Genomic DNA, 20,453 nt, shown 5'->3' with positions numbered 1-20,453 from the left:
AGCATTCAGAGTTAAGTGACGATAGCCTAGGAGATACACCTGTACCCATGCCGAACACAGAAGTTAAGCCCTAGAACGCCGGAAGTAGTTGGGGGTTGCCCCCTGTGAGATAAGGTAGTCGCTTAGCAAGAGATTGAGTCTAGAGAGATCTAGGCTCATTTGGGAGTTTAGCTCAGCTGGGAGAGCATCTGCCTTACAAGCAGAGGGTCAGCGGTTCGATCCCGTTAACTCCCATAGGTCCCGTAGTGTAGCGGTTATCACGTCGCCCTGTCACGGCGAAGATCGCGGGTTCGATTCCCGTCGGGACCGTTAAGATAATGAAAATTATTTTAAGACTCGTTAGCTCAGTTGGTAGAGCAATTGACTTTTAATCAATGGGTCACTGGTTCGAGCCCAGTACGGGTCATATTTTGCGGGTTTGGCGGAATTGGCAGACGCACCAGATTTAGGATCTGGCGCTTTACGGCGTGGGGGTTCAAGTCCCTTAACCCGCATAGAAGAATAATAATGAGCCGGCTTAGCTCAGTTGGTAGAGCATCTGATTTGTAATCAGAGGGTCGCGTGTTCAAGTCATGTAGCCGGCATTTTTTTATATAAAGAAACAGATGCGAACGTAGTTCAGTGGTAGAACACCACCTTGCCAAGGTGGGGGTCGCGGGTTCGAATCCCGTCGTTCGCTTGAGGCAGCCGGGGTGGCGGAACTGGCAGACGCACAGGACTTAAAATCCTGCGATTGGTAACGATCGTACCGGTTCGATTCCGGTCCTCGGCATAGACTTAGGTTAGAGAAGAAGCACCCTTAGCTCAACTGGATAGAGTACCTGACTACGAATCAGGCGGTTAGAGGTTCGACTCCTCTAGGGTGCATAAAGCGTAAGCTTTAGTTCGGGAAGTAGCTCAGCTTGGTAGAGTACTTGGTTTGGGACCAAGGTGTCGCAGGTTCGAATCCTGTCTTCCCGATAGTTTTTTAAAAAAGTCTAATGTTATCATTAGGCTTTTTTTGTAGTTTGTTAAATGAATGATATGAAAAAAAGAGCTTTCGCTCTTTCCAACTTTATTTGTTTCGCAGTTCAACATAACGGTTATACCAAATTTTGATGTATTCCTCAGAAAAAGGACCTTTGTTTTGGTTTATCCAATCAACTAGTACTTTAACATTTTCCTTTAAAATGTAGTCAATGTCATCTGAATAGCCCATTTTTTCTTTATGTTGCTCATATTCTTCAACATCTAATAATTTTTTTTCACCATTGGTAAAGACCTTGACATCGAGATCGTAGTCGATGTATTTTAAGGCTTCCTGGTCGATAAGAAATGGACTTGCTAAATTACAGTAGTAGGACACACCATTGTCACGGATCATGGCGATGATGTTAAACCAATATTTTTTATGGAAATAAACAATTGCTGGTTCACGTGTAATCCAACGTCTGCCATCACTTTCAGTTACAAGTGTATGATCATTTACTCCAATAATTGCATTTTCGGTTATCTTTAATACCATGGTGTCACGCCATGTTCGGTGTAAACTGCCATCATGTTTATAACTTTGAATTGTAATAAAGTCGCCTTCTTTAGGTAGTTTCATAACTTACCAACTTTCTACAATCTAAGTACATCGTCTATATTATAACATATTTTTTTAATTTTTTTCTTATTTTTCCATTTTATTTTAAATTTGATTTTTGAATGGGAATTTATGAATCTAAAAATTCTCTAATGGCTGATGTTATATCACAATAGTCGTACCCTTTTCTGGCTAATGCTTGGGTTAAACGTTGTTTTAAGTCATAGCCTTCATATTTTTTACTGTATTTACGGTATTGTTTTTCTAACTCTTTTAGGATGAGCTCATTGGTTGTTTCTTCATCTGCTTCAAGTTCAAGATTTTGGAATGCAATCTTTGCTTGGTTGTATGCAAAACCTTTTGAAATGAGTCCTTGGATGATTTTCGTTTCAATGGCTTTTAAGGGGTATTTTCCTTGGTATTTCTTTTGGAGTTTTATTGCGGTACGGCTGATAACTTCTGTAAAATCATAGTCAGCAAAAATTTCTTGAAGGATAGATTTTGGGATTCCTTTTTGTTGAATTTTTTGTTGTAATAAGACAGGGCCTTTATCGCCACTGAGGAGGTTGGCCTCTATCAGGTTTCTGGCATACTGACGATCCTCTAACCACTTTTCTTCTGTGAGGTGTTGGACAACTTTATCAATAATGGCAGCATCAATCTCATATTTTGTAAGGTAGTCTCGGACTTCTTTTGTTGTCCGAGCTTTAAAAGAAAGATGGTAAAGGGCCAGGTTTTTACCATAGGAGTATTGTGCAAACTCTTGGATTTCTTTTAGCTCTTCTTCACTGATTTCTTTCTCTTTGGAAAGGAAATATTTGACGATGGTGTCTTCCGTAATATATAGTTTTTGATCGTTGTCTAACTCAAGGAGGTAGAGTCTTTTTTTCTTTTCTAGTTTTGTAATTTTCATGTTTTTATTATACCGAAAAATGTGTTAAGATAGGGATATGAACGTTAAAGTAAAACAAAAAATTCCTTTGAAAATTAAACGAATGGGAATTAACGGAGAAGGGATTGGCTTTTATAAAAAAACACTTGTCTTTGTGCCTGGGGCTTTAAAGGGCGAAGATATTTTCTGTCAAATTACAAGTGTCAAGAAAAATTTTGCGGAAGCCAAACTCCTATCTGTGAATAAGGCATCTAAGTATCGGGTGACGCCCATGTGTGATATCTATGAGACCTGTGGTGGTTGTCAAATCATGCATTTGAAGTATGACAAGCAGCTGGAGTTTAAGAAAGATTTATTGCAACAGGCCTTGAAGAAATACTCTCCTGAAGGCTTTGAACAGTATGCTATTCGGCCGACAATCGGAATGCAGGAGCCTCTTTACTATCGGGCAAAATTGCAATTTCAAACAAGGAAATTCAAGGGCCAGGTCAAGGCGGGTCTTTATGCTCAAAATTCGCATTATTTGGTGGAATTAAAAGATTGTTTGGTTCAAGATCCGGTTATTCAAGCTATTGCCAATGATCTTGCAGATTTATTGACCTACTATCAGATTCCGATTGCTGATGAGCGAAAAGAACTGGGTGTTAGAACCATGATGGTTCGACGGGCTCGGAAGACTGGTCAGGTACAGCTTATTGTGGTTACTAGTCGCCAGATTAATGTAAACAATTTAGTAGAGGACTTGGTCAAGAAACACCCTGAGATTGTTACCGTTGCTGTTAATAAAAATACGTCTCGATCAAGCGAGATCTATGGCGAACAAACTCAGATTATTTGGGGTGAAAAGGCTATACTTGAAGGTGTTTTGGATTATGAATTTTCCCTGTCTCCTCGTGCCTTTTATCAACTGAATCCGGAACAGACTGAAGTATTGTATAGTGAAGCGGTTAAAGCTTTGGATGTTTCTCCGGAGGATCATCTAATTGATGCCTACTGTGGTGTTGGAACAATTGGATTTGCTTTTGCGAATAGAGTGAAAAGTGTTCGGGGGATGGATATTATTCCTGAGGCGATTGAAGATGCTAAATACAATGCCAAACAGATGGGATTTGAGAATACCCACTATGAGGCTGGAACAGCAGAAGAGATCATTCCTCGCTGGTACCAAGAAGGCTATCGGGCAGATGCAGTCATTGTGGATCCACCCCGTACAGGATTAGGAGCGAAATTGATTGAGACCTTGTTGCGCTATGCACCTGAAAAGATGGTCTATGTCTCTTGTAATGTCTCGACTTTGGCACGGGATTTGGTAGCTTTGACAAAGGTTTATCAGGTTGAATACATTCAATCAGTGGACATGTTTCCACATACGGCAAGGACAGAGGCTGTCGTGAAGTTAGTGAAGAAGTGAAAATAAAGTGAATGAGTAGAGGAAATAAATAAATGGACAATGTTATTGATGTATCGATTCCAGTGGCTCAAGTCATCGATCAACATCCGGAAGTATTGGACTTGTTGGTGGAGTTGGGCTTTAAACCTTTAGCCAACCCCATCATGCGCAATACAGTTGGGCGCAAGGTTTCCTTGAAACAAGGATCAAAATTAGAAGGCACTCCGATGGAGAAGATTGTGCGAACGCTAGAAGCCAACGGCTATGAAGTAGTGGGGCTAGACTAATGAGTGATGAACGAATTCACGTCTTAAGAGATATCTTATTAGAGCTTCATCATGGAGCTTCCCCTGAGTCGGTTCAAGAGCGCTTTGATGCGACTTTTGCAGGGGTTTCTGCGATTGAGATTTCCCTCATGGAGCACGAGCTGATGAATTCAGATGCAGGTGTTACTTTTGAAGATGTTATGGAGCTTTGTGATGTCCATGCTAATCTCTTTAAGAATGCTGTTCAAGGGGTCGAAGTGGCAGATACTGACCATCCAGGTCATCCGGTTCAGATCTTTAAACAGGAGAACCTGGCTCTTCGGGCCGCTATGATGCGGGTCCGTCGCTTGCTGGATAATTATGAGACGACAGAGGATCCTGAGATGATCCAGGAGATTCACAAAGGCCTCTTGCGTCAGCTGGGCTTGGTGGGTCAATTTGATCGGCATTACCGTCGCAAGGAAGAGCTGATGTTTCCGATTATGGAGCGATATGGGCATGATTCCCCTCCTAAAGTGATGTGGGGAGTGGATGACCAGATTCGAGACCTCTTTGCGAAATCTTTGGAGGTGGCCAAGGAACTACCGGATTCTGGTATTTCTGAAGTCAAAGAGCGCTTTGAAGCCTTTGCGCAGGAGTTTGAGGCCATGATCTTCAAGGAAGAATCGATCCTCTTGATGATTTTATTAGAGGCCTTTAGCCAGGACGATTGGCTCTCTATCGCGGAAGAAAGTGAGGCTTATGGTTATGCCATTATCCTTCCGAGTGAGAAATGGGTACCGAAACGTGTGGACTTCAAGGAAGAAGGACCAATAGAGACAGAAGGTTCAGGTGAAGCCCCTCTTTCTTCAAATGGAAGCGAGCAATGTCAGGTCATTGAGACTCCTGAGGGACAACTGACCATTACCTTCAGGCCTAAGAAAAAGGAAGAGAGTTTCGATCGCCAGCAACCACAAGCTTTTGGACATGGATTCTTATCTGTGGAGCAAGCAAATTTGATTTTGAACCATCTGCCGATGGAGATCACCTTTGTCAATAAGGATGATATTTTCCAATATTATAACGATGCTGCGCCTTTTGAGGAAATGATTTTCAAGAGGACGCCGTCGCAGGTAGGACGCAATGTCGAGCTGTGTCACCCGCCAAAATACTTGGAGAAGGTCAAAGCGATTATGCAGGGGCTTCGAGAAGGGAAAAAAGACAAGTATGAAATGTGGTTCAAATCCGAATCGCGTGGGAAATTTGTCCATGTCACCTATGCAGCAGTGCGTGATGAAGCTGGAGACTTTCAAGGGGTCTTGGAATATGTTCAGGACATTCAACCTTATCGAGAGATCGATACGGATCTTTATAGAGGAATGGAGTAAAGATGAGTTACGAAACAGAGTTTATGAAGGAGTTTGAGGAGTGGATCAAGACCCAGGTCATGATCAATGAAATGGCTCTAGAAGAGAGTAAGAAGGTTTTTGATGAAGACCAGGATGAACGAGCTAAAATCGCGATGATTCGCTATGAAAGCCGTTTGGATGCCTATCAGTTCTTACAAGGGAAGTTTGAAAATTTCCATGCTGGAAAAGGATTTCATGATTTACCTGATGGCCTCTTTGGTGAAAGAAAATATTAAAAAGGCCTTATTGAAGGCGTTTTACTAGCTAGATTTACCTGAAAATTGAGCAATGACTTGATTTTTTAAGGGATTGTGATACAATAAAAAAGTTGAAATGACATCAACGGATTATTGAATGGAATTATGGTGATGAAACCTTGTTGCCTTAGGAATTGATCACTGAATTTAGGAGGAAAAATGGCAAAGAAGAACGTAAACCGTGCGAAACAATACAAACATCAAAATAGACATCTTTTGAAAAAAGCTGTCGCAACTGTAACTGCCGCTGTTAAAGAAGCACCTAAAAAAGTTGAGAAAGCTACAAAAGCAGTAGCGAAAGAAGTGAAACAAGTGGCTTCTTCAGTGGAAGAGTTTGCTTCAAGTTTGGAAGGTGTGGCACTTGATCGTGCGCAAACATTCTATGATGAAGGTATTCGCTCTGTTGCGGACTTCGCAAACTGGACAGAGAAAGAGTTGTTGGCCCTTAAAGGAATCGGCCCAGCTACGATCAAAAAATTGCAAGAACTTGGTGTCAAGTTTAAATAATCGCTTTTGTGATTTCTTGCTATTTCCAGGAAAACTTGATAAAATGAACCTGTTAGAGGTGTTTTGAATCCCACATTTTACAGAAAGTGGCGGTGCTGAGAAGTCCACAAATGTGTCAAAACTGGTAGCTAATGGATGAAAATAAAATATACAAAGTTGCGGGCTCTGCCCGAAATTGGGTGGTACCGCGGATAAACACATTCGTCCCTGTCAGATTGATGACAGGGGCGATTTTTTGTAGAAAGCGAGGGAGGAAGATGACAAGAGCAGAGTTACCAGAACGAATCGAAACGGAGCGACTTGTCTTGCGAGTCCGTACAGTGGCGGATGCTGAGGTTATCTTTGACTATGCTAGTCGTCCAGAGGTTTCTTACCCAGCAGGCTTCCCACCCGTCAAAACCTTGGAAGATGAGATTTATTACCTAGAGCATATCCTGCCTGAGCGCAATCAAAAGGAAAATCTCCCAGATGGTTATGGAATTGTTGTCAAAGGAACTGATAAATTTATTGGCTCTGTTGACTTCAACCATCGCCACGAAGACGATGTGCTGGAGATTGGCTATACCTTGCACCCAGACTATTGGGGGCGAGGCTATGTTCCTGAAGCGGCGCGTGCCTTGATTGACTTAACTTTTAAAGAATTGGGACTTCACAAGATAGAATTGTCTTGCTTTGGTTCCAATGCCCAAAGTCAAAGAGTTGCTGAGAAACTTGGATTTACCCTCGAAGCTCGCATAAGAGACCGCAAAGATGCTCAAGGCAACCGCTGTGATGATTTGAGATATGGCTTGCTGAAGAGCGAGTGGGATGAGAAATAACTAAGTATAGACATTAAAAAAATTTGTAAAGTTTAAATAACATATAAATTATTGAGGTACAAAATGGAAAACGAAAGCTTGGATTTAATTATTAAGGAAGTAGAAAATCAACAGGAGAAGGAGTTAGTTCGTTTTGAATCTAACTTATCTGAAGGAATAAATAAGTACAAAGAAGTATTACCAGCTGATCTAATAACACCCCAACTACAGGAAAAAATTGACAACGAAGTAAAATTACAATTAGTTGAATTTCAAAAAAGTATTGATTTGAAACCGAAAGCATTATACCATGCTTTAAAAGTTGAGGCTGAACTTAATCCTGAAATTGAAAGAGATGATTTGAAACAAAGTGCTTATGATTTCTTGGAAAAAACAACAAAAAACAAATATTTAAAAAAGATTATTCGTGAGCTAAAAAAAGGAGTATAAAATGGCAAATGTTGGGGATTTAGCTGTTAAAGGTGGAAAAGCTGTTATTAAATTTATGCTAGAATTGATAACAGAATTTCTGAAAAGTGAAGAATTTAAAAAACAAATGAAATTCATGGTCGAAACTTTAGTTACTAAGGTAGTTGATAAAGTTATAGAAGAAAAGAAAAGAAATAACTAGAAAGGACACACACATGTCTAAAGAACTTTCACCTAAATACAATCCAGCCGAGGTTGAGGCTGGTCGTTACCAAAAATGGCTTGATGAAGATGTTTTCAAGCCTTCTGGCGATAAAAAGGCTAAGCCTTACTCAATCGTGATTCCACCACCAAACGTGACTGGGAAACTTCACCTTGGTCACGCTTGGGATACGACTTTACAGGATATCATTATCCGTCAAAAACGCATGCAAGGTTTTGATACCCTTTGGCTTCCTGGTATGGACCATGCTGGTATTGCCACTCAAGCTAAGGTTGAGGAGCGCTTGCGTGGTGAGGGCATCAGTCGTTACGACCTAGGTCGTGAAAAATTCCTTGACAAGGTTTGGGAATGGAAAGACGAATATGCCACTACTATCAAGGAACAATGGGGCAAGATGGGTCTCTCTGTAGACTACTCTCGCGAGCGTTTCACCCTTGATGAAGGTTTGTCAAAAGCCGTTCGCAAAGTCTTTGTGGACCTTTACAAGAAAGGATGGATCTACCGTGGTGAGTTTATCATCAACTGGGACCCAGCAGCTCGCACAGCCCTTTCTGATATTGAGGTGATTCATAAGGACGTCGAAGGTGCCTTCTATCACATGAACTATATGCTGGAAGACGGTTCACGCGCCCTTGAGGTTGCGACAACCCGTCCGGAGACCATGTTTGGGGACGTTGCGGTTGCGGTCAATCCAGAAGATCCACGCTACAAGGACTTGATTGGACAAAACGTAGTTCTTCCTATCGCTAATAAATTGATTCCAATCGTTGGAGACGAGCACGCTGATCCTGAGTTTGGTACTGGTGTTGTGAAAATCACACCTGCCCACGATCCAAACGACTTCTTGGTTGGTCAACGCCACAATTTGCCACAAGTCAACGTCATGAACGACGATGGAACCATGAATGACTTGGCCTTTGAATTTGCAGGTATGGACCGTTTTGAAGCTCGTAAGGCAGTCGTTGCTAAGTTGGAAGAAATCGGTGCCCTTGTTAAAATCGAAAAACGTGTCCACAGTGTTGGTCACTCAGAGCGTACAGGTGTCGTGGTTGAGCCACGCTTGTCAACTCAATGGTTCGTGAAGATGGACCAATTGGCAAAAAATGCTATTGCCAACCAAGACACAGACGACAAGGTAGAATTCTACCCACCTCGTTTCAACGATACCTTCCTTCAATGGATGGAAAATGTCCATGACTGGGTTATCTCACGTCAGCTCTGGTGGGGTCACCAAATCCCTGCTTGGTACAATGCCGAGGGTGAAATGTACGTCGGTGAAGAAGCTCCTGAGGGTGACGGATGGACTCAGGACGAAGACGTCTTGGACACTTGGTTCAGTTCTGCCCTTTGGCCATTCTCAACTATGGGCTGGCCTGATGTCGACTCAGAAGACTTCAAACGTTACTTCCCAACTTCAACCTTGGTAACAGGATACGACATCATCTTCTTCTGGGTGTCTCGTATGATCTTCCAATCATTGGAATTCACTGGTCGTCAGCCATTCCAAAACGTTCTGATCCACGGTCTCATTCGTGACGAGCAAGGTCGCAAGATGTCTAAATCTCTCGGAAACGGGATTGACCCAATGGATGTTATCGAGAAATATGGTGCCGATGCCCTTCGCTGGTTCCTTTCAAACGGTTCTGCACCAGGTCAAGACGTGCGCTTTTCTTACGAGAAAATGGATGCTTCATGGAACTTCATTAACAAGATCTGGAACATCTCTCGCTACATCCTCATGAACAATGAAGGTTTGACCCTTGAGCAAGCAACTGCCAATGTCGAAAAAGTGGTCAACAAGGAAGCTGGAAATGTCACAGATCGCTGGATTCTCCACAACCTCAATGAAACCATCGGAAAAGCAACTGCTAACTTTGACAAGTTTGAGTTTGGTGTCGCTGGACATATCCTCTACAACTTCATCTGGGACGAGTTTGCGGACTGGTACGTTGAGTTGACCAAGGAAGTCCTTTATAGCGATAACGAAGAAGAGAAAGTCATCACACGTTCTGTACTCCTTTATACTTTGGACAAGATCCTTCGTCTCCTTCACCCAATCATGCCATTTGTGACAGAGGAAATCTTTGGACAAATCTCAGAAGGTTCTATCGTCACAGCAGAATACCCAACTGTCAATCCAGCCTTTGAAGATCTCGCGGCTCACACTGGCGTGGAAAGTCTCAAAGACTTGATCCGTGCTGTTCGTAATGCGCGTGCGGAAGTAAACGTAGCTCCAAGCAAGCCGATCACCATCCTTGTTAAGACAAGCGATAGCGACTTGGAAGCCTTCTTTAACAGCAATGTTAACTACATCAAACGCTTCACAAATCCAGAACACTTGGAAATCGCATCAACCATCCCTGCGCCTGAACTCGCTATGTCAAGCGTCATCACAGGAGCAGAAATCTACCTGCCACTCGCAGACCTCCTCAATGTCGAAGAAGAGCTCGCTCGTCTCGACAAGGAACTGGCTAAATGGCAAAAAGAACTGGACATGGTCGGTAAGAAGCTCTCTAACGAACGCTTCGTAGCCAATGCCAAACCAGAAGTCGTCCAAAAAGAACGCGACAAACAAGCCGACTACCAAGCTAAATACGACGCGACAGTTGCACGTATTGATGAGATGAAGAAGTTGGTGAAATAAACATAGAAACACGGCGGAATGCCGTGTTTTTTTGGTATAATGAAATCAATATCTATTGATGGAGAAAGTTATGTCTAAACACCCTCACTATGAATTGTTAAACTTGATTGGCTATGGTCTTGCTAAGTTTGATGACACTTTTATAAAGGAATTTCAATGCTCTAGTAAATCCGAGTTTTATCGTTACATAGTTTCTTTAGGCGTTGTAGAAACAACGGGTGTCGTCAAAAATAGAATGGATTTATTCGACCCCTATTTTGATAACAATCGAAAAGGTTGGTGGCAAAAAGCTAAAGTCTACCGTTTTCGAAAAGATTTAATTGACATGATGTTTGGAAATGAGGATGTTCACAGTTTTGCAGAAATAGTCAAAATGCTGCTTGCGAGTGAAGGGAAGAAAACAGGCATGACCATCGTTGAAAAACCAATCATTCGAACGAAATTCAAACGCCTACAAGAAACTGGAATGGAAGCAGAGAATTATTTCATACACCATTTTGATAAGGAAGAAAAATTTCAAGGTGGCCAATTGACTGATGCCCGTCTTTATGGTGATGGATATGATTTCCAAGTAGATGTTCAAGAACATTCATACCTTGCTGAGGTTAAAGGTATCCGAAAACCTAAAGGACGTATTCGTTTGACCGCCAAAGAATTTGAGAAAGCTAAGGAATATCAATCAGATTTTATTCTATCTCTAGTCACTAATCTCGACGATATTCCAAGGTTGGTATTGATTGATAACCCACTTAACCATTTTGAATTTGAAAAAAATGTTATTAAAAATGAAGTCGTTGAATATAGAAGCTTGGAAGATTTATATTAATAAATATAAACGTAGCGGTGCTTATTACACATACTGATATGAGCTCATAGATGGAATGGGATAACCATATATAGAGTAATTTAAAAAAACTGGTTAAGTTTCTCTTTTTTACAAAAACACCACCTCCTAGTCTTTAGAGGTGGTGTTATGCTTTAGACAATTTTCCAGAAATAATCGATGATGTAGGTTAGGCCGTAGGTGTAGATGACCAGGGTGATGGGTTTGCAGAGGATGATGATGGTCATATAGCGTTTGAAGGTCATATTGGTCAGACCTGCCAGCATACAGATGAAGTCGGCAGGACTAACTGGCCAGATCATCATGAAGATAAAGAAGCGATCGAACCGCTTGCCTTCATTGAGCCAGCCAATGTATTTGTCATAAGTCTTCTGGCTGACCATAGATTGGACGAACTTAGGTCCGTACATTCTGGCGAGATGGAAGATAATGGCACAACCGATCACGATGCCGATGTAGTTATAAATGGTCCCGATAATATGGCCGTATATGAAAACACCAGCTACAGATGTCAGGGCGCCGGGAATAATAGGTACCACCGTCTGGAGAATTTGGAGCAAGATAAAAAGAGGAGGCCCGAAGATTCCGGCTTGCAAAATAAAGGCCGACAGGGTTTCTTTGGATTGAAGGATTCCAGAAAAGTAGGCCCAGATACAAAAGGCTAAGGTCCCAAGAGCTCCAATGATGGAAGACCAATTAATGATACGCTGGAGAAGAGGAGAGACCTCTTTTAAGCTTGTTTGTTTCATAAAAAATTCCGAGTTCTTTTTCTTCTACTATACCATTTTTTAGTCTATTTGTAAGCTCTGGTGATGAAAGTCTGAAAAGATGGTATAATGATGTAATTGGAAGCTAGAATAAATATCCTAGGTATTAGGGGAGGATGTAGTGGAAGAATATATAAACTTATACCATCAGAAATTATGGGAAATAGCTTTTGCTAATGTAGAGAAGGTATTTGGTATCTTTTTTATAATTTGGCTCGTTTTATCAATCTACCCTGTTTATATCTCATTTCACAACTTGGTAAGAAGGAAAAAACTTGTTTTGCTACTTGTATGTATGCCTTTTTTATTGTTCTTTCTTTGTATGGGTACAGAGTATGTTTACAGTTACGATAAAATTATGAACCCAAATTCACCTTACAACGATTCTTTACGTATTTCTGTCTTAAAATCTGAGAAAGTTTTGCCGGTATTGGAAAATGTAGATGAAATTTCTATCGCTAGTGTTGATGGAGATCTAAAGAGAAAAGATATTATCTTGTTTGCGGTACCTAATCCAACATTTTATGATGGATTGTTTGGAAACGTAGCGAACCATCTGGCAGGTGGGCAGACGGTGGGGACTGATTTTGTTGTCGCTTTAGTGGGTTTTAAAGAGAATAAAGGCGAATGGCAATCTGTAGACATTCGTATTGCACCAGGTGTTGAAAAAAGTGATTTTCAGAAATTCTCGAAAGTACTTCATATCGAAAGAGGAGAAAAAGAAGGTGCTGAGGGAATAATACTGAACCTTCAAACACTTCATGAATCAACATTACGAAAAGAAAAAAATGGAGAATAGTTTAGCCTGTATCTAAAATTGCTTTTCGATCTACCATAGAACTTTCCATTTTGGAAAGTTTTTTTGTTAGAAAAGGAAACGAAGAGATTTCGCATTCATTTACGAGTACGTCGATCTCTGCCTTGGAATCAAGTCATCCGTGCTAAAAAGCCTATTTTATGCTATAATGGGGAGAATACGAATGTTTGGAGAAAAACGTGTCAATCGAAAATTACAAACCAGATTTTGCGGTGGAAGCAGCCTATGATCTCACCGTTACAGACTTGAAAAAACAGGGCATCAAGGCGGTCCTCGTGGATTTGGATAACACCTTGATTGCTTGGAACAATCCGGACGGCACTCCTGAGATGCGCCAGTGGTTGCATGACCTTCGTGATGGCGGGATTCGGGTCATCGTGGTGTCCAATAATAGTCCTAAACGGGTCAAACGTGCGGTTGAGAAATTTGATATTGACTATGAAGCTTGGTCACTTAAGCCCTTTACCTTTGGGATTGATCGTGCTCTCAAACGTTTCCACTATGAAAAAAATGAAGTGGTCATGGTAGGGGATCAATTGATGACCGACATTCGAGCAGCTCATCGGGCGGGCATTCGTTCGATTTTGGTCAAGCCTTTGGTCGAGCATGACTCCATCAAGACCCAGATCAACCGGGCGCGTGAACGCCGTGTGATGAAGCAAATGGCCGAAAAATATGGTCCGATTGTATACAAAAAAGGAATTTAAGAATGGAAGAATTATTCTGTATTGGCTGTGGAGCCCCCATTCAGACAGAAAACAAAGAGGGGCTAGGCTATACTCCCCAATCAGCTCTTGAAAAGGGCTTGGAAACAGGCGAAGTTTATTGCCAACGCTGTTTCCGTCTACGTCACTATAATGAAATCACAGATGTGCATCTGACAGATGATGATTTCCTAAAACTCCTTCACGAAGTAGGGGATAGTGACGCACTCGTGGTTAATGTAGTCGATATTTTTGACTTTAATGGATCCGTTATCCCTGGCTTACCCCGTTTTGTAGCAGGAAATGATGTGCTTTTGGTCGGTAATAAAAAGGATATCTTGCCCAAGTCTGTCAAGGATAGCAAGGTGACCCATTGGTTGATGGAGCGAGCCCACGAAGAAGGCATGCGTCCTGTCGATGTGGTCCTCACCTCTGCCCAAAACAAGAGTGCTATCAAGGACTTGATGGAAAAGATTGAGCAGCACCGCAAAGGACGTGATGTCTACGTGGTGGGTGTGACCAACGTAGGGAAGTCGACCCTCATCAATGCGATTATTCAAGAAATCACAGGCGATAAGGATATTATTACAACTTCTCGCTTCCCCGGGACAACACTGGACAAGATCGAAATCCCATTGGATGATGGATCCTACATCTACGATACACCAGGGATTATCCATCGCCACCAGATGGCTCACTACTTGACGGCTAAAAACCTCAAGTATGTCAGCCCTAAAAAGGAAATCAAGCCCAAGACCTACCAGCTCAACCCAGAGCAAACCCTCTTCTTGGGTGGTCTGGGACGCTTTGACTTTATCAAGGGAGAAAAGCAAGGTTTCACCGCCTTCTTTGATAACGAACTCAAGCTTCATCGGACCAAGCTCGAAGGAGCGACGGCCTTTTATGATAAGCATGTCGGTAGCTTATTAACTCCCCCTAATAGCAAGGAAAAAGAAGAATTCCCACCCTTGATTTCCCATGAGTTTACCATCAAGGACAAGACAGACCTCGTCATCTCTGGACTCGGCTGGATCCGCGTCAATGGGGAAGCCAAAGTAGCTGTGTGGGCACCAGAAGGCGTCGCCGTCGTCACCCGCAAAGCTATTATTTAAAAAAACAGGAAAAAATATATCTGAAGAGCGAACAAAGTGAGCTCATAAAGCGATCGTTATTGCCGTGGTGTAGTTGCCAATCGTGAGATTGGCAAGGGCAAAATGGAGACCCAGGCTCCATTTTGAGGTGAGGAAATCCATTTTTCAAAGATGAGATCTTTGAAAAATTAGTTCCGGCCGTCCCCACCACTTAAAATAACGATCAAGAAAAAAGGAAGTAAAAACATGACATTAACATCCAAACAACGGGCTTTCCTCAATAGCCAAGCCCACAGTCTCAAACCGATTATCCAAATTGGGAAAAACGGCCTTAACGATCAAATTAAAACCAGTGTTCGCCAAGCGTTAGACGCGCGCGAACTGATTAAGGTCACCCTCCTTCAAAATACGGACGAGAATATCCATGAAGTAGCGGAAATCTTGGAAGAAGAAATCGGTGTGGATACGGTTCAAAAAATTGGACGCATCCTCATCTTGTATAAACAATCAAGCAAAAAAGAAAACCGGAAGATTTCAGTCAAAGTAAAAGAAATCTAAGAGACACAGGAGAGCAAACCTATGGCAATTGAACTATTGACTCCCTTTACCAAGGTAGAGTTAGAGCCAGAGATCAAAGACAAGAAACGCAAACAAGTTGGTATTTTGGGTGGGAATTTCAATCCGGTCCATAATGCCCATTTGGTCGTTGCGGATCAAGTGCGCCAACAATTAGGGTTAGATAAGGTGCTCTTGATGCCTGAGTATGAGCCACCGCATGTCGATGCTAAGGGGACGATTGCAGAGCACCATCGCCTCAAGATGCTGGAATTAGCCATTGAAGGCATTGAAGGTCTTGAAATCGAGACGATTGAGCTCGAGCGCAAAGGGATTTCCTATACCTACGATACCATGATCTTGCTCAATGAACGCGATCCAGACACAGACTATTACTTCATTATTGGTGCAGATATGGTGGATTATTTACCCAAATGGCACCGCATCGATGAATTGGTGGAGATTGTGCAATTTGTCGGAGTACAGCGACCACGCTATAAGGCAGGGACTTCTTATCCGGTGATATGGGTGGATGTTCCCCTAATGGATATCTCCTCTAGTATGGTGCGCGATTTTCTTGCTAAAGGCCGGACGCCGAATTTTATGTTGCCAAAACCAGTCTTGGACTACATCAAGAAAGAAGGTTTGTATTAATGACCTATGAAAACTACCTTGGCTTTTCTCGTGATGTCTTACTTGAAAAAATGCGTCAAATCCTGCCAGAAAAGCGACTAACCCACTGTTTAGGGGTTGAGAAGGCTGCGCGTGACTTGGCCAAACGCTATGGGGCTGATGAAGAGCAGGTTGGCCTAGCAGGTTTGTTACATGACTATGCCAAGAAATTATCAGATCAGGAATTTTTGGACTTGATTGATCGCTATGAGCTAGATCCAGCTTTAAAAAACTGGGGCAACAATGTCTGGCATGGGATGGTTGGGATTTATAAGATCCAAGAAGATCTCGGACTGACAGATCCAGCCATTCTTCGCAGTATTGAGATTCACACGGTCGGAAGTGGGCGGATGTCAACCTTAGACAAGATTGTCTATGTGGCAGATTATATTGAACACAATCGGGATTTCCCAGGGGTAGATCAAGCTCGTAAAATCGCCCAAGTCTCCTTGGATCGTGCCGTGGCCTATGAGACGGCTCGCACAGTCGAACATCTGGCTCACCAAGGATTACCGATTTATCCCCAAACCCTTGAAACCTACAATGCCTTTGTGAAGTATTTGAAAGAGGAGCAGTGAGTGAAAACAGCTTTAATCATTATTGATGTACAAAATATCCTCGTGGAAACAGGTTTTGAGACAGAAAAGCTTCTGGAGAAGATTGCTTATTTGCAAGATCGGGCTAGAAAACAGCAGATTGAAATCATCTACATGCAGCATATTGAAACTCCAGAGGCTTTCACCTCGAAACATTGGCAATTATCGCCTCAGTTGAAGAGACAGGCAAATGAAAAGGTATTTCAGAAGCGATACAATAGCATGTTTAAAGAGACAGGATTAAAAGAATACCTGGATCAACAAGGGATTGAACAACTGGTCCTGTGTGGCATGCAGACAGAATATTGTGTCGATACATCCGTCAAAGTGGGATTTGAATACGGCTATAAGCTGGTCGTTCCAGAAGGAGCTGTCACAACCTTTGATGGAGAGGACATCCCAGCAGAAACGCTCAATGAATTTTATGAAAATATTTGGGAAGAACGTTTTGCGGATGTCTTAGACTATAAAACAATTTTTAAAAGAAAGAGGACTAAATGAAAGAAAAAGAATTACTTGAACTTGTTGTTAAAGCGGCTGATGAAAAACGTGCAGAAGATATTGTAGCTTTGGATGTTCAAAGCTTGACCAGCGTGACGGATTACTTTGTTATCGCAAGCTCTATGAACAGCCGTCAGTTGGAAGCGATCGCAGAAAATATTCGCGAGAAAGTCGTTGAAACTGGTGGCAATGCCAGCCACGTCGAAGGTGACTCAGCAGGAGGTTGGGTCCTTCTTGACTTAGGTGGTGTAGTGGTCCATGTCTTCTCAGAAGAAATGCGTGCTCACTATAACCTAGAAAAACTATGGCACGAAGCAAATGCTGTCGATCTTTCAGCAACCCTAGCATAAGCAGCTAAACTCAGTTGGTAGCAACTGAGTTTTGTTGGTTAAATTGAAATTCTATGGAAAGAAAGGATGGGGCCTCGTGTTAAGTTAGTTTGGTAACGGAACACGAGCTAAAAGCTGTGAGAAAAAGAGTAACTTCCTTTGTATCTGACGATACGGCAGAAAGTTTCCTATTTTCTCTTTGCTTTTAACGCTCTTTGTATCTTAGAAAGGATTTGAACCCGTCCTGTAATTCTCGGAAAATAGATAGGGCTATGTCAAATTATTAACTAAAAAATTTATTGTTTGACGCAGTAGCTGATTGGACTCTTCATTCGCTTTTTAAGCTCGGAAGAGTACCTAATCAGCCTTGCGGGGGTGAGACAACGAACGAATTTTCTAAGAAAACTCGTTCTGTCTCACTCCCCTAATTTTCTATCGGATTACGGGCGGACTTGGTATCATGAATATGGCGACTTATGAAACGTTTGCAGCGGTCTATGATGCGGTCATGGATGACAGTCTGTATGATTTGTGGACGGATTTTTCCCTCCGCCATCTCCCAAAGACAAAAGATAAGAAAAAATTACTGGAATTGGCTTGTGGGACAGGGATTCAGTCTGTCCGTTTCTCCCAAGCTGGCTTTGACGTAACAGGATTAGACTTGAGTGCTGATATGCTGAAGATTGCTGAAAAAAGAGCTGCTTCAGCTAAGCAGAAGATTGATTTTATCGAGGGCAATATGCTGGACCTGTCGCAAGCAGGCACTTATGATTTCGTGACCTGCTACTCGGATTCTATCTGCTATATGCAGGACGAGGTAGAAGTGGGAGATGTCTTCAAAGAAGTCTACAATGTCCTTAATGAAGACGGAGTCTTTATTTTTGATGTCCATTCGACCTACCAGACGGATGAGGTTTTTCCGGGCTATTCTTATCATGAAAATGCAGAAGACTTTGCCATGCTCTGGGATACCTATGAGGATGCGGCCCCTCACTCGATCGTCCATGAGCTGACCTTCTTTGTCCAAGAAGAGGATGGCAGCTTTAGTCGGCACGATGAAGTCCATGAGGAGCGCACCTATGAAGTTTTAACCTATGATATCTTATTGGAGCAGGCTGGCTTTAAATCTTTCAAATTGTATGCAGACTTTGAGGACAAAGAGCCAACAAAGACTAGCAAACGTTGGTTCTTCGTAGCACAGAAGTAGGAAAACATGACAGTTACAGGTATTATTGCAGAATTTAATCCCTTTCACAATGGTCACAAGTACCTGCTGGAACAAGCGGAAGGGCTGAAGATTGTGGTCATGTCTGGGAATTTTGTTCAACGTGGCGAGCCTGCCATTGTAGACAAGTGGACACGGGTTCAGATGGCTTTGGAAAATGGAGCGGATCTGGTGGTCGAGCTCCCCTTTCTCGTGGCTGTTCAATCGGCGGATCATTTTGCTAAGGGAGCGGTGGAGATCTTGTCCCGTCTGGGAATCGACCAATTGACCTTTGGGACAGAAGAGGTCTTAGATTACCAAGCGATTGCAACTGTTTACTCTGAGAAAGAAGTGGAAATGGAAGCTTTCTTGCGAAGCCTTCCGGACGATTTATCCTATCCACAGAAGACCCAAAAAATGTGGGAAACCTTTGCTGGTGTGGAGTTTACAGGGGATACTCCCAATCATATCTTGGGCTTGTCTTATGCCAAGGCTTGTGCTGGGAAAGGGATTGCGCTCAAGGCTATCCAACGTCAGGGTGCGGGCTACCATTCGGAGGAAAAAGAGGTAGCTTATGCTTCTGCGACTAGTCTACGCCTACACAAGGAAGATCAGGACTTTGTCGCTAGATTCATGCCCAATAGCCAACTCTTTCAGTCGGCTCCACAGGTGTCTTGGGAGGATTATGACCAACTGCTCCGTTATCAAATCCTAACCCATCCGGAGCTGACACAGATTTTCCAAGTCAATGAAGAACTGGCCAATCGGATAAAGGATGCCATTCGAGGTGCTAGCTCTGTGGAAGATCTGGTGGATAAAGTGGCAACCAAGCGCTATACCAAGGCTCGTGTCCGTCGCATCTTGACCTACATCTTGGTAGGGGCGATGGATCAAGCTCTTCCAGATGCCATTCATGTCTTAGGATTTTCCGCAAAGGGACAGGCCCACCTCAAGTCACTAAAAGGTCAAGTGGACTTGGTGACGCGGATTGGTAAGGAACCTTGGGACAGTTTGACCCAACAAGCGGATCAGGTTTATCAGCTAGGCCATCCCCAATTGCCAGAACAGATCTGGGGTCGGGTGCCAGTGAGAGTGGAAGAATAAACAGTCTGACGTAAATTTTCTCTGCTCACATTCACGTAAGGCAAGAAAGTGATGATGCACAGAAACAGTGTTTGAGAGTGGGACAGAAATCGGTAATTCGATAGAATTCGATTTCGTCGTCCCACCTCCGCACAGTTGAGTAGGGCTGTAAAAGCTGATGAAATCAGCGTAGTAGAGCCCACTCAACCACGGCGTCTTGCTCGACAATCCAAAAATAATTGAGAGGCTAGGACTTTTGTCCCAGACTTATCTTTTTTTTTACCAAATTTAGAAACTTTTTACGAATAATTAGGTAGAGATGAAAATACTTGTACAAGTTCCTGACAAGTTTTTCTTTTTCATGTATAATAAAAGAAAAGAGGTAGAATGAGGTATGGTCATGGAAGCAGTCGTTTATTCAACATTCCGCAATCATTTGAAGGATTATATGAAGAAGGTGAACGATGAGTTTGAGCCTTTGACGGTTGTAAATAAGAATCCTGATGAAGATATTGTGGTCATCTCTAAGAGCGAGTGGGACAGCCTACAAGAAACTCTGAGACTAGCTCAGAACAAGGAATTGTCGGATAAGGTCCTACGGGGCATGGCAGAAGTCCGAGCTGGCCAGGTTCAACTCCATGAGATTGAGGGGTAACGGATGTTACTCAAGTTTACAGAAGATGCCTGGAAGGATTATTGTTACTGGCAAAGTCAGGACAAAAAAACACTGAAGCGAATCAATACCCTTATCAAAGAGATCCAAAGGGATCCATTTGCTGGGATTGGTAAGCCTGAGCCCTTGAAATATGACTTTCAAGGAGCATGGTCAAGGCGGATTGATGCAGAGAATCGCCTGATTTATATGATAGATGAGTCAGGTGTCGCTTTCCTCTCTTTTAAAGATCATTATTAAGTCTTTGTACTTAAAGA

General features: G+C 42.5%; 25 protein-coding genes, 9 tRNA genes and 1 rRNA gene. 32 read left to right on the top strand and 3 right to left on the bottom strand.

Features of this window, described 5'->3' with window-relative positions:
* Positions 1-11: 11 nt before the first annotated feature.
* The 10 genes from rrf to QM968_RS04040 all read left to right on the top strand — a co-directional run bounded on the left by rrf (position 12) and on the right by QM968_RS04040 (position 960).
* Positions 12-127, top strand: a 5S ribosomal RNA gene (gene rrf / locus QM968_RS04085).
* A gap of 34 nt (positions 128-161) precedes the next feature.
* Positions 162-234, top strand: a tRNA-Val gene (locus QM968_RS04080).
* A 2-nt stretch (positions 235-236) separates the two neighbouring features.
* Positions 237-309 (top strand) — tRNA-Asp (locus QM968_RS04075).
* Between the two features lie 24 nt (positions 310-333).
* A tRNA-Lys gene (locus tag QM968_RS04070) sits at positions 334-406 on the top strand.
* 6 nt (positions 407-412) lie between these two features.
* Positions 413-494 (top strand) — tRNA-Leu (locus QM968_RS04065).
* Positions 495-511: 17 nt separating this feature from the next.
* A tRNA-Thr gene (locus QM968_RS04060) sits at positions 512-584 on the top strand.
* A gap of 23 nt (positions 585-607) precedes the next feature.
* Positions 608-679 (top strand) — tRNA-Gly (locus QM968_RS04055).
* A 7-nt stretch (positions 680-686) separates the two neighbouring features.
* Positions 687-772 (top strand) — tRNA-Leu (locus tag QM968_RS04050).
* 21 nt (positions 773-793) lie between these two features.
* Positions 794-867, top strand: a tRNA-Arg gene (locus tag QM968_RS04045).
* Between the two features lie 19 nt (positions 868-886).
* Positions 887-960: transfer RNA gene (locus tag QM968_RS04040), tRNA-Pro, on the top strand.
* A 94-nt stretch (positions 961-1,054) separates the two neighbouring features.
* On the opposite strand, the gene QM968_RS04035 is transcribed toward QM968_RS04040, so the two are convergent.
* Together QM968_RS04035 and recX are read right to left on the bottom strand one after the other, a co-directional pair.
* Positions 1,055-1,588 (bottom strand): DUF402 domain-containing protein, encoded by a 534-nt coding sequence (locus QM968_RS04035; protein WP_009732351.1) that lies wholly within the window; start codon positions 1,586-1,588, stop codon positions 1,055-1,057.
* A 109-nt stretch (positions 1,589-1,697) separates the two neighbouring features.
* Entirely contained in the window at positions 1,698-2,480 is a 783-nt protein-coding gene (recX, locus tag QM968_RS04030) for a recombination regulator RecX (protein WP_414382452.1), read from the bottom strand.
* A gap of 37 nt (positions 2,481-2,517) precedes the next feature.
* Here recX and rlmD point away from each other — a divergent pair, with 37 nt between their 5' ends.
* The 10 genes from rlmD to QM968_RS03980 all read left to right on the top strand — a co-directional run bounded on the left by rlmD (position 2,518) and on the right by QM968_RS03980 (position 11,186).
* Positions 2,518-3,870, top strand: coding sequence for a 23S rRNA (uracil(1939)-C(5))-methyltransferase RlmD (gene rlmD / locus QM968_RS04025; RefSeq protein ID WP_414382450.1), 1,353 nt, complete (start codon positions 2,518-2,520; stop codon positions 3,868-3,870).
* A gap of 32 nt (positions 3,871-3,902) precedes the next feature.
* On the top strand, positions 3,903-4,136 hold the full coding sequence (locus QM968_RS04020) for a DUF1858 domain-containing protein (protein ID WP_003005810.1): 234 nt from the start codon (positions 3,903-3,905) through the stop codon (positions 4,134-4,136).
* A complete protein-coding gene (locus QM968_RS04015; RefSeq protein ID WP_414382448.1) occupies positions 4,136-5,482 on the top strand; it encodes a DUF438 domain-containing protein in 1,347 nt (448 codons plus the stop codon). The genes QM968_RS04020 and QM968_RS04015 overlap by 1 nt, the downstream gene beginning before the upstream one ends.
* Before the next feature lie 2 nt (positions 5,483-5,484).
* Entirely contained in the window at positions 5,485-5,739 is a 255-nt protein-coding gene (locus QM968_RS04010) for a DUF1912 family protein (protein WP_013903179.1), read from the top strand.
* Positions 5,740-5,919: 180 nt separating this feature from the next.
* Positions 5,920-6,267 (top strand): helix-hairpin-helix domain-containing protein, encoded by a 348-nt coding sequence (locus tag QM968_RS04005; protein ID WP_414382446.1) that lies wholly within the window; start codon positions 5,920-5,922, stop codon positions 6,265-6,267.
* A 257-nt stretch (positions 6,268-6,524) separates the two neighbouring features.
* The gene (locus QM968_RS04000; RefSeq protein ID WP_414382443.1) at positions 6,525-7,085 is read left to right on the top strand and encodes a GNAT family N-acetyltransferase; all 561 of its coding nucleotides are present in this window, start codon (positions 6,525-6,527) and stop codon (positions 7,083-7,085) included.
* 63 nt (positions 7,086-7,148) lie between these two features.
* Positions 7,149-7,514 (top strand): hypothetical protein, encoded by a 366-nt coding sequence (locus tag QM968_RS03995; protein WP_061563650.1) that lies wholly within the window; start codon positions 7,149-7,151, stop codon positions 7,512-7,514.
* A gap of 1 nt (position 7,515) precedes the next feature.
* On the top strand, positions 7,516-7,695 hold the full coding sequence (locus QM968_RS03990; RefSeq protein WP_061563651.1) for a hypothetical protein: 180 nt from the start codon (positions 7,516-7,518) through the stop codon (positions 7,693-7,695).
* A 13-nt stretch (positions 7,696-7,708) separates the two neighbouring features.
* Positions 7,709-10,360 (top strand): valine--tRNA ligase, encoded by a 2,652-nt coding sequence (locus QM968_RS03985; protein ID WP_414382441.1) that lies wholly within the window; start codon positions 7,709-7,711, stop codon positions 10,358-10,360.
* 70 nt (positions 10,361-10,430) lie between these two features.
* Positions 10,431-11,186: a DUF3883 domain-containing protein gene (locus tag QM968_RS03980; protein WP_414382439.1), complete on the top strand. Its 756-nt coding sequence runs from the start codon at positions 10,431-10,433 to the stop codon at positions 11,184-11,186.
* Positions 11,187-11,338: 152 nt separating this feature from the next.
* On the opposite strand, the gene QM968_RS03975 is transcribed toward QM968_RS03980, so the two are convergent.
* Complete coding sequence (locus QM968_RS03975; protein WP_414382436.1) at positions 11,339-11,953, bottom strand: TVP38/TMEM64 family protein; 615 nt, start codon at positions 11,951-11,953, stop codon at positions 11,339-11,341.
* Between the two features lie 139 nt (positions 11,954-12,092).
* Here QM968_RS03975 and QM968_RS03970 point away from each other — a divergent pair, with 139 nt between their 5' ends.
* The 12 genes from QM968_RS03970 to QM968_RS03915 all read left to right on the top strand — a co-directional run bounded on the left by QM968_RS03970 (position 12,093) and on the right by QM968_RS03915 (position 20,436).
* The gene (locus QM968_RS03970; protein WP_414382433.1) at positions 12,093-12,770 is read left to right on the top strand and encodes a hypothetical protein; all 678 of its coding nucleotides are present in this window, start codon (positions 12,093-12,095) and stop codon (positions 12,768-12,770) included.
* 197 nt (positions 12,771-12,967) lie between these two features.
* On the top strand, positions 12,968-13,495 hold the full coding sequence (locus QM968_RS03965; RefSeq protein ID WP_118095844.1) for a YqeG family HAD IIIA-type phosphatase: 528 nt from the start codon (positions 12,968-12,970) through the stop codon (positions 13,493-13,495).
* A gap of 2 nt (positions 13,496-13,497) precedes the next feature.
* On the top strand, positions 13,498-14,604 hold the full coding sequence (yqeH, locus tag QM968_RS03960) for a ribosome biogenesis GTPase YqeH (RefSeq protein WP_414325018.1): 1,107 nt from the start codon (positions 13,498-13,500) through the stop codon (positions 14,602-14,604).
* A 225-nt stretch (positions 14,605-14,829) separates the two neighbouring features.
* Positions 14,830-15,141 carry a ribosome assembly RNA-binding protein YhbY gene (yhbY, locus tag QM968_RS03955; RefSeq protein WP_006595720.1) on the top strand — a complete coding sequence of 104 codons (312 nt, stop codon included), beginning with the start codon at positions 14,830-14,832 and terminating at the stop codon, positions 15,139-15,141.
* A 21-nt stretch (positions 15,142-15,162) separates the two neighbouring features.
* A complete protein-coding gene (locus tag QM968_RS03950) occupies positions 15,163-15,792 on the top strand; it encodes a nicotinate-nucleotide adenylyltransferase (protein ID WP_049491277.1) in 630 nt (209 codons plus the stop codon).
* Positions 15,792-16,388: a bis(5'-nucleosyl)-tetraphosphatase (symmetrical) YqeK gene (gene yqeK / locus QM968_RS03945; RefSeq protein ID WP_414382430.1), complete on the top strand. Its 597-nt coding sequence runs from the start codon at positions 15,792-15,794 to the stop codon at positions 16,386-16,388. The genes QM968_RS03950 and yqeK overlap by 1 nt, the downstream gene beginning before the upstream one ends.
* On the top strand, positions 16,389-16,907 hold the full coding sequence (locus QM968_RS03940; protein WP_414382427.1) for a cysteine hydrolase family protein: 519 nt from the start codon (positions 16,389-16,391) through the stop codon (positions 16,905-16,907).
* On the top strand, positions 16,904-17,257 hold the full coding sequence (gene rsfS / locus QM968_RS03935; RefSeq protein WP_414382424.1) for a ribosome silencing factor: 354 nt from the start codon (positions 16,904-16,906) through the stop codon (positions 17,255-17,257). The genes QM968_RS03940 and rsfS overlap by 4 nt, the downstream gene beginning before the upstream one ends.
* 445 nt (positions 17,258-17,702) lie before the next feature.
* Positions 17,703-18,443, top strand: a complete 741-nt coding sequence (locus QM968_RS03930) for a class I SAM-dependent DNA methyltransferase (protein ID WP_414382421.1) — start codon at positions 17,703-17,705, stop codon at positions 18,441-18,443.
* A 6-nt stretch (positions 18,444-18,449) separates the two neighbouring features.
* Positions 18,450-19,544, top strand: a complete 1,095-nt coding sequence (locus tag QM968_RS03925) for a nucleotidyltransferase (protein ID WP_414382418.1) — start codon at positions 18,450-18,452, stop codon at positions 19,542-19,544.
* Between the two features lie 379 nt (positions 19,545-19,923).
* The gene (locus QM968_RS03920) at positions 19,924-20,178 is read left to right on the top strand and encodes a type II toxin-antitoxin system Phd/YefM family antitoxin (RefSeq protein ID WP_003014291.1); all 255 of its coding nucleotides are present in this window, start codon (positions 19,924-19,926) and stop codon (positions 20,176-20,178) included.
* Between the two features lie 3 nt (positions 20,179-20,181).
* The gene (locus QM968_RS03915; RefSeq protein ID WP_049486093.1) at positions 20,182-20,436 is read left to right on the top strand and encodes a Txe/YoeB family addiction module toxin; all 255 of its coding nucleotides are present in this window, start codon (positions 20,182-20,184) and stop codon (positions 20,434-20,436) included.
* The last annotated feature ends 17 nt before the right edge of the window (positions 20,437-20,453 follow it).

Origin of the sequence: Streptococcus sp. OMI870 (assembly GCF_047460295.1) — a bacterium.
In the GTDB taxonomy this organism is placed as follows: domain Bacteria; phylum Bacillota; class Bacilli; order Lactobacillales; family Streptococcaceae; genus Streptococcus.
The sequence above is the reverse complement of the archived record's forward strand: the minus strand, read 5'-3'. Positions and strand labels throughout refer to the sequence as shown.

Coding starts and splice junctions, on each gene's coding strand:
- QM968_RS04035 (WP_009732351.1), bottom strand. CDS start 1,588: ATGAAACTACCTAAAGAAGGCGACTTTATTACAATTCAAAGTTATAAA.
- recX (WP_414382452.1), bottom strand. CDS start 2,480: ATGAAAATTACAAAACTAGAAAAGAAAAAAAGACTCTACCTCCTTGAG.
- rlmD (WP_414382450.1), top strand. CDS start 2,518: ATGAACGTTAAAGTAAAACAAAAAATTCCTTTGAAAATTAAACGAATG.
- QM968_RS04020 (WP_003005810.1), top strand. CDS start 3,903: ATGGACAATGTTATTGATGTATCGATTCCAGTGGCTCAAGTCATCGAT.
- QM968_RS04015 (WP_414382448.1), top strand. CDS start 4,136: ATGAGTGATGAACGAATTCACGTCTTAAGAGATATCTTATTAGAGCTT.
- QM968_RS04010 (WP_013903179.1), top strand. CDS start 5,485: ATGAGTTACGAAACAGAGTTTATGAAGGAGTTTGAGGAGTGGATCAAG.
- QM968_RS04005 (WP_414382446.1), top strand. CDS start 5,920: ATGGCAAAGAAGAACGTAAACCGTGCGAAACAATACAAACATCAAAAT.
- QM968_RS04000 (WP_414382443.1), top strand. CDS start 6,525: ATGACAAGAGCAGAGTTACCAGAACGAATCGAAACGGAGCGACTTGTC.
- QM968_RS03995 (WP_061563650.1), top strand. CDS start 7,149: ATGGAAAACGAAAGCTTGGATTTAATTATTAAGGAAGTAGAAAATCAA.
- QM968_RS03990 (WP_061563651.1), top strand. CDS start 7,516: ATGGCAAATGTTGGGGATTTAGCTGTTAAAGGTGGAAAAGCTGTTATT.
- QM968_RS03985 (WP_414382441.1), top strand. CDS start 7,709: ATGTCTAAAGAACTTTCACCTAAATACAATCCAGCCGAGGTTGAGGCT.
- QM968_RS03980 (WP_414382439.1), top strand. CDS start 10,431: ATGTCTAAACACCCTCACTATGAATTGTTAAACTTGATTGGCTATGGT.
- QM968_RS03975 (WP_414382436.1), bottom strand. CDS start 11,953: ATGAAACAAACAAGCTTAAAAGAGGTCTCTCCTCTTCTCCAGCGTATC.
- yqeH (WP_414325018.1), top strand. CDS start 13,498: ATGGAAGAATTATTCTGTATTGGCTGTGGAGCCCCCATTCAGACAGAA.
- yhbY (WP_006595720.1), top strand. CDS start 14,830: ATGACATTAACATCCAAACAACGGGCTTTCCTCAATAGCCAAGCCCAC.
- QM968_RS03950 (WP_049491277.1), top strand. CDS start 15,163: ATGGCAATTGAACTATTGACTCCCTTTACCAAGGTAGAGTTAGAGCCA.
- yqeK (WP_414382430.1), top strand. CDS start 15,792: ATGACCTATGAAAACTACCTTGGCTTTTCTCGTGATGTCTTACTTGAA.
- rsfS (WP_414382424.1), top strand. CDS start 16,904: ATGAAAGAAAAAGAATTACTTGAACTTGTTGTTAAAGCGGCTGATGAA.
- QM968_RS03930 (WP_414382421.1), top strand. CDS start 17,703: ATGGCGACTTATGAAACGTTTGCAGCGGTCTATGATGCGGTCATGGAT.
- QM968_RS03925 (WP_414382418.1), top strand. CDS start 18,450: ATGACAGTTACAGGTATTATTGCAGAATTTAATCCCTTTCACAATGGT.
- QM968_RS03920 (WP_003014291.1), top strand. CDS start 19,924: ATGGAAGCAGTCGTTTATTCAACATTCCGCAATCATTTGAAGGATTAT.
- QM968_RS03915 (WP_049486093.1), top strand. CDS start 20,182: ATGTTACTCAAGTTTACAGAAGATGCCTGGAAGGATTATTGTTACTGG.